The organism is Salmonella sp. SAL04214, assembly GCF_046550615.1.
GTDB lineage: Bacteria > Pseudomonadota > Gammaproteobacteria > Enterobacterales > Enterobacteriaceae > Salmonella > Salmonella enterica.
The window spans coordinates 148993-161282 of record NZ_JBGDXT010000009.1 but is presented as its reverse complement, the minus strand read 5'-3'; the positions used below and the strand labels follow the sequence as shown (position 1 = coordinate 161282).

At 54.4% G+C, this 12290-nt stretch carries 12 protein-coding genes; 10 read left to right on the top strand and 2 right to left on the bottom strand.

The features are described from left to right. Positions 1-121: 121 nt before the first annotated feature. Complete coding sequence (gene mlaA, locus ACLJQD_RS16150) at positions 122-877, top strand: phospholipid-binding lipoprotein MlaA (protein WP_000776787.1); 756 nt, start codon at positions 122-124, stop codon at positions 875-877. Positions 878-937: 60 nt separating this feature from the next. Here mlaA and fadL read toward each other — a convergent pair whose 3' ends face one another. Further along, complete coding sequence (gene fadL, locus ACLJQD_RS16145; RefSeq protein WP_001549822.1) at positions 938-2245, bottom strand: long-chain fatty acid transporter FadL; 1308 nt, start codon at positions 2243-2245, stop codon at positions 938-940. 370 nt (positions 2246-2615) lie between these two features. On the opposite strand from fadL, the gene ACLJQD_RS16140 reads away from it, so the two are divergent. The 4 genes from ACLJQD_RS16140 (at position 2616) to sixA (ending at position 7229) form a co-directional block, all read left to right on the top strand. Continuing rightward, positions 2616-2900 carry a YfcZ/YiiS family protein gene (locus ACLJQD_RS16140; protein WP_000030904.1) on the top strand — a complete coding sequence of 95 codons (285 nt, stop codon included), beginning with the start codon at positions 2616-2618 and terminating at the stop codon, positions 2898-2900. 177 nt (positions 2901-3077) lie between these two features. Beyond that, positions 3078-4388: an acetyl-CoA C-acyltransferase FadI gene (gene fadI / locus ACLJQD_RS16135; protein WP_001248126.1), complete on the top strand. Its 1311-nt coding sequence runs from the start codon at positions 3078-3080 to the stop codon at positions 4386-4388. Continuing rightward, complete coding sequence (gene fadJ, locus ACLJQD_RS16130; protein WP_017441449.1) at positions 4388-6535, top strand: fatty acid oxidation complex subunit alpha FadJ; 2148 nt, start codon at positions 4388-4390, stop codon at positions 6533-6535. The genes fadI and fadJ overlap by 1 nt, the downstream gene beginning before the upstream one ends. Before the next feature lie 208 nt (positions 6536-6743). Continuing rightward, positions 6744-7229 (top strand): phosphohistidine phosphatase SixA, encoded by a 486-nt coding sequence (gene sixA, locus ACLJQD_RS16125; protein ID WP_001195800.1) that lies wholly within the window; start codon positions 6744-6746, stop codon positions 7227-7229. 99 nt (positions 7230-7328) lie between these two features. On the opposite strand, the gene smrB is transcribed toward sixA, so the two are convergent. Further along, positions 7329-7880, bottom strand: a complete 552-nt coding sequence (smrB, locus tag ACLJQD_RS16120) for an endonuclease SmrB (RefSeq protein WP_000730794.1) — start codon at positions 7878-7880, stop codon at positions 7329-7331. 165 nt (positions 7881-8045) lie between these two features. Between smrB and prmB the strand changes: the two genes are divergently transcribed. Genes prmB through ACLJQD_RS16095 form a run of 5 tightly spaced genes read left to right on the top strand, consistent with a single transcriptional unit; the run spans position 8046 to position 12284 of the window. Beyond that, positions 8046-8978, top strand: coding sequence for a 50S ribosomal protein L3 N(5)-glutamine methyltransferase (prmB, locus tag ACLJQD_RS16115; protein ID WP_001650203.1), 933 nt, complete (start codon positions 8046-8048; stop codon positions 8976-8978). 35 nt (positions 8979-9013) lie between these two features. Beyond that, positions 9014-10099: a chorismate synthase gene (gene aroC, locus ACLJQD_RS16110; protein ID WP_000918457.1), complete on the top strand. Its 1086-nt coding sequence runs from the start codon at positions 9014-9016 to the stop codon at positions 10097-10099. A 3-nt stretch (positions 10100-10102) separates the two neighbouring features. After that, positions 10103-10927, top strand: a complete 825-nt coding sequence (gene mepA, locus ACLJQD_RS16105) for a penicillin-insensitive murein endopeptidase (protein ID WP_000750429.1) — start codon at positions 10103-10105, stop codon at positions 10925-10927. Further along, positions 10927-11736: a sulfite exporter TauE/SafE family protein gene (locus ACLJQD_RS16100; protein WP_000368599.1), complete on the top strand. Its 810-nt coding sequence runs from the start codon at positions 10927-10929 to the stop codon at positions 11734-11736. Before mepA ends, ACLJQD_RS16100 begins: the two co-directional genes overlap by 1 nt. After that, positions 11736-12284 carry an elongation factor P hydroxylase gene (locus ACLJQD_RS16095; protein WP_001089211.1) on the top strand — a complete coding sequence of 183 codons (549 nt, stop codon included), beginning with the start codon at positions 11736-11738 and terminating at the stop codon, positions 12282-12284. Before ACLJQD_RS16100 ends, ACLJQD_RS16095 begins: the two co-directional genes overlap by 1 nt. Positions 12285-12290: the final 6 nt, after the last annotated feature.

The window sequence follows — 12290 nt, the reverse complement described above, 5'->3', positions numbered from 1 at the left end:
ATCGCGCATATAGACATCGTTTGACGTGCTGTTAAAATCGCTCACACCTAAACAGGCGGATACGGTAGCGTTCCGTCATGGATGGCAATCAGCGATAGCCATAATTCACAGGGAGACATCTATGAAGCTTCGCCTGTCGGCGCTGGCGCTGGGAACCACACTGCTGGTCGGGTGTGCGAGTTCCGGTACAGAACAGCAGGGGCGTTCAGACCCATTTGAAGGGTTTAACCGCACCATGTACAACTTCAACTTTAATGTGCTGGACCCGTATGTTGTTCGGCCGGTCGCGGTCGCCTGGCGTGATTATGTTCCACAGCCTGCGCGTAACGGTTTAAGTAATTTCACCGGCAACCTCGAAGAACCGGCGATCATGGTGAACTATTTCCTGCAGGGCGATCCTTATCAGGGTATGGTGCATTTCACCCGTTTCTTCCTGAACACCTTATTAGGGATGGGCGGCTTTATTGACGTCGCGGGAATGGCGAATCCTAAGCTGCAGCGCGTTGAACCGCATCGCTTTGGCAGTACCCTGGGCCATTATGGCGTGGGGTATGGGCCTTATATGCAACTTCCGTTCTACGGCAGCTTCACGCTGCGTGAAGATGGCGGGGATATGGCGGATACCTTGTATCCGGTGCTCTCGTGGTTGACCTGGCCAATGTCCATAGGAAAATGGACTATCGAAGGGATAGAAACCCGCGCGCAGTTGCTGGACTCCGATGGTTTGCTGCGCCAGTCTTCCGATCCTTATATTATGGTGCGCGAGGCGTACTTCCAGCGTCATGACTTTATCGCCAATGGCGGAAAACTCAAGCCGCAGGAAAACCCGAACGCGCAGGCGATTCAGGATGAACTCAAAGAGATCGACTCGGAATAAACGGCAGTAAATAAAAAGGTGAGCGCAATGCTCACCTTTTTGATCCGTCTCAGAAAGAGATTAGAACGCGTAGTTAAAGTTAGTACCGAACAGCCAGGCTTTCCCTTCAGATTCAAACTGATAAGGGCCTTCATTAATTTTCACGCTCTGACCATGCATATAAGAGACGCCAACGTCGACAGACGCATCTTTGTTAAAGGCGTAAGTCGTACCGGCGCTCAGCCAGAAACGGTCCTGGTCCGGAATAGAGATAGAACGGTTTTGCGCTGGTACCGGGCTGTCATCGAAGGCGATACCGGTACGGAACGTCCAGTTGTCATCGTAGTAATAGGTGGTACCCAACGCAATGCGATAAGCGTCTTTAAAGCCTTCATGCTTCTCAAAGAGCGTATCGCCGGCGGTCGATTTTGCCTTCAATTCCTGGAACTGACTCCAGCTGGTATAGGCCAGGCTATAGTGGATGGCCCACTGTGGCGCCACACGGTTATAACCGGACACTTCCCACATTTCCGGCAGATTCAGCGTCAGGTAGCCTGACTGCGTCGCGCCGCCGGTTGCCGTTGGGATGGGCAGATTAAATTGGTTTATAGCGATGGGAAGATCGCTACTGTAGTTGCCTTTAAAGTCAATTTTGACTTCCGAGCGGTAGGTCAGCGCGTAGCGGTTATTTTTATCCAGTTCATAAAGGATCCCGGCATTCCAGCCAAAGCCCCACTGATTACCGTTCAGGTGGGCAATCTTGGTATCGCTGGGAATCCGACCCGCGACCGGCGCCAGCGCCGGATTCTGTGCCGCGACCAACTGGCCTAAATCGCCCGCAAAACGTTCGATTTTCGCGCGCGCGTATACCGCATCAAAGCCAAGGCCGAAGCTCCAGGCCTCATTTAAGCGATAAGCGCCGCTTAAATTCAGGTTCATGGTTTCAAGATCGGTCGTACCGCCAACCGAGCCGCCGGCGTATGTGTCGTTAAACTCTGTCGCCAGACCATAGTTAGAGGTAATAGAAGCCCCCCAGCCAAACTGATCGTTAATCGGGGCGACAAAATGGACGTTCGGCACCCAGGCCGTCGGCGCGATGTTATCCGCATCTAACGTCCGACGAGATGGCGATGTCCCGCTAATATTAACATCAGGATCAATATAAACCGCGCCCGCTGAAAACGTCGGGCGGTCAAACATGGTAATTAACGCCGGGTTGCGGCTAACGTTACCCGCATCATCTGCGATTGCGCCTTCACCCGAATAGGCCCGGCCAAGGCCAGAGGAAGAAAATTCGTTTAACTGAAAGCCTGCAGACCAGGCCTGGGTGGAGATGATTGCCACTGCGACTGCGAGAGCAGACTTTGTAAACAGGGTTTTCTGGCTCATGACCATAACCTCATTGATTATTTTTATACAAACTATGTTACATGCTGTAACAGGAGCGCGAAGTGTAGGGTCTGCGGTACGACTTAGAAATCAGACCAGTGGCGAGAGTATAGGTCTGACCAGCTAGAATGTTGCAAGTATGTTTATAAGTTTTTTCAATTGTGATCTTAGAAACGAGATCTGGCTGGCAAAATCGGCGGGCTTAACGGTCACCCGATCGCGCGATTTTTGTTTTAGATCATTTTTAAGTGTGATTTCGGTCACTTAACGCGTTTCCCACCATTAACGACTGGAGAGGCGAATGCCGGGAGCGTAAAATATCCCCATCGTTTATCTGGCACCCTGGGTGCAAATACAGAGGAAATCTACAATGAGTAAATGCAGTGCTGATGAAACCCCGGTTTGCTGCTGTATGGACGTTGGAACCATCATGGACAACTCCGATTGCACCGCGTCATACAGCCGCGTATTCGCTACCCGCGCAGAGGCTGAAGAGACGCTGGCGGCGTTAACCGAAAAAGCGCGTAGCGTGGAGTCTGAACCTTGCCAAATTACGCCAACCTTTACCGAGGAATCCGAAGGCGTTCGTCTGGATATTGATTTTGTTTTCGCCTGCGAAGCAGAAACGCTGATCTTCCAGCTCGGCCTGCGTTAATCCGTTCATTCACGACGCCTCCGTCATCATCTGGCGGAGGCGTTTTCTTTTTTTGTCACTTCCCTTCACTGTGCCTTAGCTCCCACTTTCTTTTCTCTCTGCTTGGCTAAATGTAAAAAATTGGTTAAGACTGTGATCAGGTCAGACCACTAATTTATTTTTTTACAGGGGAGTACTATGCGTCAGGCTTTACCGTTGGTCACCCGTCAGGGCGATCGCATTGCTATTGTCAGTGGGTTACGAACCCCCTTTGCTCGTCAGGCCACTGCATTTCATGGTATTCCCGCTGTTGATCTCGGCAAGATGGTGGTAGGCGAGCTGCTGGCGCGCAGTGAAATTCCAGCCGATGCCATTGAGCAACTGGTTTTTGGTCAGGTAGTACAAATGCCGGAAGCGCCCAACATTGCGCGCGAAATTGTGCTGGGTACGGGGATGAATGTTCATACCGATGCCTATAGCGTAAGCCGCGCCTGCGCCACCAGTTTTCAGGCGGTAGCGAATGTGGCGGAAAGCCTGATGGCCGGCACGATACGTGCGGGTATCGCTGGCGGCGCAGATTCGTCGTCGGTACTGCCAATAGGCGTGAGTAAAGCCCTGGCGCGGGTACTGGTTGATGTCAATAAAGCCCGGACGACCCGCCAACGGCTGACGCTTTTTTCTCGTCTGCGCTTACGCGACCTGCTGCCCGTTCCTCCCGCCGTTGCTGAGTATTCCACCGGTCTGCGCATGGGCGATACCGCCGAACAGATGGCGAAAACGTATGGTATTACGCGTGAACAGCAGGACGCGCTGGCGCATCGTTCACATCAGCGCGCCGCGCAGGCATGGGCGGAGGGCAAACTGGCGGAAGAAGTGATGACGACCTATGTGCCGCCGTATAAAAACCCCTTTGCAGAAGACAACAACATTCGCGGCGCCTCCACGCTGGCGGACTACGCTAAACTGCGTCCCGCTTTTGACAGAAAACATGGCTCTGTGACCGCCGCCAATAGTACACCGCTGACCGACGGCGCTGCCGCCGTTATTCTGATGACCGAATCCCGCGCTAAAGAGCTGGGGCTGCGCCCGCTTGGTTATCTGCGCAGCTACGCCTTTACCGCTATTGATGTCTGGCAGGACATGCTATTGGGGCCGGCCTGGTCAACGCCGCTGGCGCTGGAGCGGGCCGGGTTGACGATGGCCGATCTGACGCTTTTTGACATGCATGAAGCGTTTGCCGCTCAGACTCTGGCGAACTTACAACTGCTGGGCAGCGAACGATTTGCCCGTGAGGTGCTTGGTCGTGCGCAGGCGACAGGGGAGGTAGATGACGCTAAATTCAACGTGCTCGGCGGCTCAATCGCCTACGGGCATCCTTTTGCCGCAACGGGCGCACGGATGATAACCCAAACGTTGCATGAATTACGGCGTCGGGGCGGAGGTTTTGGCCTGGTCACGGCCTGCGCGGCTGGCGGTCTTGGCGCGGCGATGGTTCTGGAGGCGGAATAATGACTACCACATCAGCTTTTATGCTTAACGTGCGTCTGGATAATGTCGCGGTTGTCGCTATTGATGTCCCTGGAGAAAAGGTGAACACCCTGAAAGCGGAGTTTGCCGCGCAGGTACGCGCCATTCTGAAGCAAATCCGGGAAAACAAAGCGTTGCAGGGCGTTGTTTTTATCTCAGCCAAAGCAGATAACTTTATTGCTGGCGCTGATATCAACATGATAGGTCACTGCCAAAACGCGCAGGAAGCGGAAACGCTGGCGCGTCAGGGGCAACAACTGATAGCGGAGATTCAGGCGTTGCCTGTTCCGGTTATCGCCGCCATTCATGGCGCCTGTCTGGGGGGCGGTCTTGAAATGGCGCTGGCCTGCCATCGGCGTATCTGTACCGACGACGTTAAAACCGTTCTCGGACTGCCGGAGGTACAGTTAGGGCTTTTACCGGGATCGGGCGGAACGCAGCGACTTCCACGGCTGGTGGGGGTCAGTACCGCGCTGGATATGATCCTGACAGGTAAACAGCTTCGCGCCAGACAGGCGCTTAAAGCCGGGCTGGTTGATGATGTGGTGCCGCAAACTATTTTACTGGAAGCGGCTGTCGAGCTGGCTAAAAAAGAACGCCTGGCGCAGCGGACATTACCGGTCCGTGAACGTATCCTGGCGGGGCCGCTGGGGCGCGCGCTGTTATTTCGCCTGGTGCGTAAAAAGACAGCGCAAAAAACGCAGGGTAATTATCCGGCGACGGAGCGGATCATTGATGTGATTGAAACCGGACTGGCGCAGGGCAGCAGTAGCGGCTATGACGCGGAAGCGCGCGCTTTCGGCGAGCTGGCGATGACGCCTCAATCGCAGGCGCTGCGCGCTGTTTTTTTTGCCAGTACCGAGGTGAAAAAAGATCCCGGTAGCGATGCACCGCCCGGCCCGCTGAACAGCGTGGGCATCTTAGGCGGCGGGTTAATGGGCGGCGGTATCGCCTGGGTTACGGCCTGTAAAGGCGGCTTGCCAGTACGAATTAAGGATATAAATACTCAGGGGATCAATCATGCTCTGAAATACAGCTGGGATCTGCTTGAAACAAAAGTACGCCGCCGCCATATCAAAGCCAGCGAACGCGATAAACAGTTGGCGTTGATATCAGGTTCTACCGATTACCGTGGTTTCAGTCATCGTGATCTGGTCATTGAAGCGGTGTTTGAAGATCTGCCGTTAAAACAACAGATGGTGGCGGAAGTGGAGCAAAATTGCGCTGCTCACACCATTTTTGCCTCCAATACTTCTTCCCTGCCGATTGGCGATATTGCGGCGAATGCGGCCAGACCGGAACAGGTGATTGGATTGCACTTTTTTAGCCCGGTCGAAAAAATGCCGCTGGTTGAGGTTATTCCTCATGCGTCTACTTCCGCGCAGACCATCGCCACGACCGTTAAGCTGGCGAAAAAACAGGGTAAAACCCCGATAGTCGTCAGTGATAAAGCCGGGTTTTATGTTAACCGAATTCTTGCGCCATATATCAATGAGGCGATTCGGATGCTGACTGAAGGCGAACGCGTCGAACATATTGACGCCGCCCTGGTAAAATTTGGTTTTCCGGTGGGGCCAATCCAACTTTTGGATGAGGTAGGAATCGACACGGGCACTAAAATTATTCCTGTGCTTGAGGCGGCGTATGGAGAACGTTTTAGCGCGCCTGCAAATGTTGTCGCTTCAATTTTGAATGACGATCGCAAAGGTAGAAAAAATGGTCGCGGTTTCTATCTTTATGGCGAAAAAGGGCGTAAAAGCAAAAAACAGGTTGACCCTGCTATTTATAAGCTTATTGGCGTGCAAGGGCAGAGTCGACTGTCTGCGCAGCAGGTGGCAGAGCGCTGTATCATGTTAATGCTTAACGAAGCGGCGCGCTGTTTCGACGAAAAAGTGATTCGCAGCGCGCGCGATGGCGATATCGGCGCCGTGTTTGGTATCGGTTTTCCGCCGTTTCTCGGTGGCCCGTTCCGCTATATGGATGCTCTCGGGCCGGGTGAAATGGTGGCGACATTACAGCGCCTGGCCGCACTTTACGGTCCTCGTTACGCGCCTTGTGAACAATTAGTGCGCATGGCGGAGCGCAGGGAGCATTTCTGGACGAATGGGGAAACTGACCAGGGAAATTGAGGTCAAAGAGAATATGAATCCGCACTGAATGCCTCCTTAGTGGCGAAATAATAATCAAGGATTGACTATACTTACGCCATTGAGGTAAAAAACAGCGTTTCATTCAGTGAATGGATAAGGCACAATGCCGGCCACCGCATTTTTGCCGCAGCCAATAGGGGCATGTGGTAAGCGTGTTGGTGAAACTGGTTAACAAAAGCGGTGCAATATGCAAGTTTTTATCATGCGTCACGGCGACGCAGCCCTCGATGCCGCCAGTGATTCGGTTCGTCCCTTGACCCCTTGTGGGTGTGACGAGTCTCGCCTGATGGCGAACTGGCTGAAAGGTCAAAAAGTGGATATCGAACGTGTTCTGGTGAGTCCGTTTCTTCGGGCCGAACAGACGTTAGATGTGGTCGGCGATTGTATGAATCTGCCGGCTCAGGTGGATGTCCTGCCGGAGCTAACGCCCTGTGGCGATGTCGGTCTGGTCAGCGCCTACCTCCAGGCGCTGGCCAATGAAGAGATCGGATCGGTGCTGGTGATTTCTCACTTACCTCTGGTCGGATACCTGGTATCTGAGCTTTGTCCGGGCGAAACGCCGCCGATGTTCACGACGTCCGCAATTGCCAACGTTACGCTTGATGAAAGCGGCAAGGGGACATTCAACTGGCAAATGAGTCCCTGCAATCTGAAAATGGCGAAAGCGATTTAATCTTTGCTGCCTGATGGCGCTTCGCTTATCAGGCCTACGACAGCGCTGGCTGTTCGTAGGCTGGATAAGCCGCTTGCGCCGCCATCCGGCAATTCCGCATCAGGGTAATTCGGGCGGTTGCCACTCTTCCACTTCAATCAACACCAGCAGCGCGGCGTCGCCGCCGTACTCTTTCGGCGCCTGATGAAAGGCCATCACATGCGGATGCTGCGCCAGCCATAACGGCGTTTGCTGTTTCAGAATATGTTTACCGTGTCCATGCATGACGCAGGCGCAAAAAATATGTTCCCGACGGCAGGCGGCAATCAGCGCCCCCAGTTCCTGCTTGGCCTGAAGCTGCGTTAAGCCGTGTAAATCCAGAAACAGTTCCGGCGAATAGTCGCCGCGGCGCATTTTTTTTAGCTCGAAATGGCTGACATCTTCACGGACATACTTTACCGGCCCTTCCGTATTGAGCAGCGGCTGGAACTCATCGGAAAAATAGTGGCTGGCGTCCGCCTGTTCCTGAATTAACCTTCGGGTAGGGACTTCCGTGATTTTCTTGCGCAGTGGCCGATGGACGATAGTATCCTGTTTAATCTTTCGGGTGCCGACCATCAGCTGACGGAACAGCGCCTGGTCCTCCTCGCTGAGCGATGTTTTCTTTTTCATTCGTGGGTCTCGTCTGATCTTTTGCCTTAGTTTACCCGACCCGGAGGATATCCGAACGGTCAAAACGGATTTTTCGTATTCTCCCGCCGCGTCAATGCTGATTTATCCCTGTCTTCGTGGCAAACTAGCCGCCGAATTTAATGCGAGCATGCCCTGGAGGAATACGTGGATAAAATTTTCGTCGATGAAGCAGTAAGTGAACTGCATACCATTCAGGACATGTTGCGCTGGGCGGTAAGCCGCTTTAGCGCGGCGAATATCTGGTATGGACACGGTACCGATAACCCGTGGGATGAAGCGGTACAACTGGTGTTGCCGTCTCTTTATCTGCCGCTGGATATTCCGGAAGATATGCGGACCGCGCGGCTGACGTCCAGCGAAAAACACCGCATTGTCGAGCGAGTGATTCGTCGCATTAACGAGCGTATCCCGGTCGCCTACCTGACCAATAAAGCCTGGTTCTGCGGCCATGAATTTTATGTCGATGAGCGCGTGCTGGTGCCGCGTTCGCCGATTGGCGAGCTGATTAATAACCACTTCGCCGGCCTTATTAGCCAACAGCCGAAATATATTCTGGATATGTGTACCGGTAGCGGCTGCATCGCCATCGCCTGTGCTTATGCTTTCCCGGACGCAGAGGTTGATGCGGTCGATATTTCGCCGGATGCGCTGGCTGTCGCCGAGCATAACATTGAAGAACACGGTCTTATCCATCACGTGACGCCAATCCGTTCCGATCTGTTCCGCGATCTGCCGAAAGTTCAGTACGATCTGATTGTCACTAACCCGCCTTATGTCGATGCGGAGGATATGTCCGATCTGCCGAACGAATATCGCCACGAACCTGAGCTGGGGCTGGCGTCCGGCACTGACGGCCTCAAATTGACCCGTCGTATCCTGGGAAATGCGCCGGATTATCTGTCCGATGACGGCGTTCTGATTTGTGAAGTCGGAAACAGCATGGTACATCTGATGGAGCAGTATCCGAATGTGCCGTTCACCTGGCTGGAGTTTGACAACGGCGGCGATGGCGTCTTTATGTTGACCAAAGCGCAGTTGCTCGCGGCCCGTGAACATTTCAATATTTATAAAGATTAAAACACGCAAACGACAACAACGATAACGGAGCCGTGATGGCAGGAAACACAATTGGACAACTCTTTCGCGTAACCACTTTCGGCGAATCACACGGGCTGGCGCTTGGGTGTATCGTCGATGGCGTGCCGCCCGGCATCCCGTTGACGGAGGCCGATCTGCAGCACGATCTCGACAGACGCCGCCCCGGCACCTCGCGCTATACTACCCAGCGCCGCGAACCGGATCAGGTAAAAATTCTCTCCGGCGTGTTTGATGGCGTGACGACCGGCACCAGCATTGGCCTGCTGATTGAAAACACCGATCAGCGCTCGCAGGACTACAGCGCGATTAAAGATGTTTTTCGTCCGGGACACGCGGATTACACCTATGAGCAGAAATACGGCCTGCGCGATTACCGTGGCGGTGGACGTTCTTCCGCGCGTGAAACCGCGATGCGCGTAGCGGCAGGGGCGATCGCCAAGAAATACCTGGCGGAAAAGTTCGGCATCGAAATCCGCGGCTGCCTGACCCAGATGGGCGACATTCCGCTGGAGATTAAAGACTGGCGTCAGGTTGAGCTTAATCCGTTCTTTTGCCCCGATGCGGACAAACTTGACGCGCTGGACGAACTGATGCGCGCGCTGAAAAAAGAGGGTGACTCCATCGGCGCGAAAGTGACGGTGATGGCGAGCGGCGTGCCGGCAGGGCTTGGCGAACCGGTATTTGACCGACTGGATGCGGACATCGCCCATGCGCTGATGAGCATCAATGCGGTGAAAGGCGTGGAGATCGGCGAAGGATTTAACGTGGTGGCGCTGCGCGGCAGCCAGAATCGCGATGAAATCACGGCGCAGGGTTTTCAGAGCAACCACGCTGGCGGCATCCTCGGTGGTATCAGTAGCGGGCAACACATTGTGGCGCATATGGCGCTGAAACCTACCTCCAGCATTACCGTGCCGGGACGTACGATCAACCGGATGGGTGAAGAAGTCGAAATGATCACCAAAGGGCGCCACGATCCGTGTGTGGGGATTCGCGCAGTGCCGATCGCAGAAGCCATGCTGGCGATCGTGCTGATGGATCACCTGCTGCGCCATCGGGCACAGAATGCGGATGTAAAGACAGAGATTCCACGCTGGTAAGAAATGAAAAAAACCGCGATTGCGCTGCTGGCATGGTTTGTCAGTAGCGCCAGCCTGGCGGCGACGCCGTGGCAGAAAATAACCCATCCTGTCCCCGGCGCCGCCCAGTCTATCGGTAGCTTTGCCAACGGATGCATCATTGGCGCCGACACGTTGCCGGTACAGTCCGATAATTATCAGGTGATGCGCACCGATCAGCGCCGTTATTTCGGCCACCCGGACTTGGTCATGTTTATCCAGCGGTTGAGTCATCAGGCGCAGCAACGGGGGCTCGGAACCGTCCTGATAGGCGACATGGGGATGCCTGCCGGAGGCCGCTTTAATGGCGGACACGCCAGTCATCAGACCGGGCTTGATGTGGATATTTTCTTGCAGTTGCCGAAAACGCGCTGGAGCCAGGCGCAGCTATTGCGCCCGCAGGCGTTAGATCTGGTGTCCCGCGACGGTAAACATGTCGTGCCGTCGCGCTGGTCGTCGGATATCGCCAGTCTGATCAAACTGGCGGCACAAGACAATGACGTCACCCGTATTTTCGTCAATCCGGCTATTAAACAACAGCTTTGCCTCGATGCCGGAAGCGATCGTGACTGGCTACGTAAAGTACGCCCCTGGTTCCAGCATCGCGCGCATATGCACGTGCGTTTACGCTGCCCTGCCGACAGCCTGGAGTGCGAAGATCAACCTTTACCCCCGCCGGGCGATGGATGCGGCGCTGAACTGCAAAGCTGGTTCGAACCGCCAAAACCTGGCACCACAAAGCCTGAGAAGAAGACACCGCCGCCGCTGCCGCCTTCCTGCCAGGCGCTACTGGATGAGCATGTACTCTGATGGACAATTTTTATGATCTGTTTATGGTCTCCCCGCTGCTGCTGGTGGTGCTGTTTTTTGTCGCCGTACTGGCAGGATTTATCGATTCTATCGCCGGGGGCGGAGGGCTGCTCACTATCCCTGCGCTGATGGCCGCCGGGATGTCGCCGGCAAACGCGCTGGCGACCAATAAATTACAGGCGTGCGGCGGCTCCCTCTCGTCTTCGCTCTATTTTATTCGCCGTAAGGTGGTAAACCTGGCCGAGCAAAAGCTCAATATTCTGATGACGTTCATTGGCTCGATGAGCGGCGCGCTGCTGGTGCAGCACGTGCAGGCGGATATTTTGCGCCAGATCTTGCCTATCCTGGTGATTTTCATCGGCCTCTATTTTTTATTGATGCCGAAGCTGGGCGAGGAAGATCGCCAGCGCCGCCTGTATGGATTACCGTTCGCGCTGATAGCCGGGGGATGCGTCGGGTTTTACGACGGCTTTTTCGGGCCTGCCGCCGGGTCGTTTTACGCTCTGGCGTTTGTCACCTTATGTGGCTATAACCTGGCGAAATCCACGGCACATGCCAAAGTGCTTAACGCTACCTCCAACGTTGGCGGCCTGCTGTTATTTATCATCGGCGGCAAAGTGATCTGGGCGACGGGCTTCGTGATGCTGGTTGGTCAGTTTTTAGGGGCGCGAATGGGGTCGCGTCTGGTGTTGAGCAAAGGCCAAAAGCTTATCAGACCGATGATCGTTATTGTCTCGGCGGTAATGAGCGCCAGGTTACTTTATGATAGCCACGGACAGGAGATCCTCCACTGGTTGGGGATGAACTAATGAACAGTACGCACCATTACGAACAGTTAATTGAGATTTTTAACGGCTGCTTTGCCGAAGAATTTAATACCCGTCTGATTAAAGGCGACGACGAACCGATCTATCTTCCTGCTGACGCGCAGGTACCGTACCACCGCATCGTCTTTGCGCATGGGTTTTACGCCAGCGCGCTGCATGAGATTTCTCACTGGTGTATCGCCGGTAAGGCGCGCCGCGAACTGGTTGACTTTGGTTACTGGTACTGCCCGGACGGACGCGACGCGCAGACCCAAAGTCAATTCGAAGACGTTGAGGTGAAGCCACAGGCCTTCGACTGGTTGTTTTGCGTGGCGGCGGGGTATCCCTTTAACGTCAGTTGCGACAATCTGGAAGGTGATATTGAGCCGGATCGCGTGGCGTTTCAGCGCCGGGTTCATGCGCAGGTAATGGCGTATCTGGAGCAGGGCATTCCTGAACGTCCGGCCCGCTTCATCAAAGCGCTACAGAATTACTATCACACGCCCGAACTTAAGGCGGAACAGTTCCCGTGGCCGGAAGCGCTTAATTAAAGCCAG

Excerpts from the sequence above, each read along its gene's own strand:
- fadL (WP_001549822.1), bottom strand. The coding sequence starts at position 2,245 with ATGAGCCAGAAAACCCTGTTTACAAAGTCTGCTCTCGCAGTCGCAGTG.
- ACLJQD_RS16100 (WP_000368599.1), top strand. The coding sequence starts at position 10,927 with ATGGACAATTTTTATGATCTGTTTATGGTCTCCCCGCTGCTGCTGGTG.
- aroC (WP_000918457.1), top strand. The coding sequence starts at position 9,014 with ATGGCAGGAAACACAATTGGACAACTCTTTCGCGTAACCACTTTCGGC.
- fadJ (WP_017441449.1), top strand. The coding sequence starts at position 4,388 with ATGACTACCACATCAGCTTTTATGCTTAACGTGCGTCTGGATAATGTC.
- smrB (WP_000730794.1), bottom strand. The coding sequence starts at position 7,880 with ATGAAAAAGAAAACATCGCTCAGCGAGGAGGACCAGGCGCTGTTCCGT.
- mepA (WP_000750429.1), top strand. The coding sequence starts at position 10,103 with ATGAAAAAAACCGCGATTGCGCTGCTGGCATGGTTTGTCAGTAGCGCC.
- sixA (WP_001195800.1), top strand. The coding sequence starts at position 6,744 with ATGCAAGTTTTTATCATGCGTCACGGCGACGCAGCCCTCGATGCCGCC.
- ACLJQD_RS16140 (WP_000030904.1), top strand. The coding sequence starts at position 2,616 with ATGAGTAAATGCAGTGCTGATGAAACCCCGGTTTGCTGCTGTATGGAC.
- mlaA (WP_000776787.1), top strand. The coding sequence starts at position 122 with ATGAAGCTTCGCCTGTCGGCGCTGGCGCTGGGAACCACACTGCTGGTC.
- fadI (WP_001248126.1), top strand. The coding sequence starts at position 3,078 with ATGCGTCAGGCTTTACCGTTGGTCACCCGTCAGGGCGATCGCATTGCT.
- ACLJQD_RS16095 (WP_001089211.1), top strand. The coding sequence starts at position 11,736 with ATGAACAGTACGCACCATTACGAACAGTTAATTGAGATTTTTAACGGC.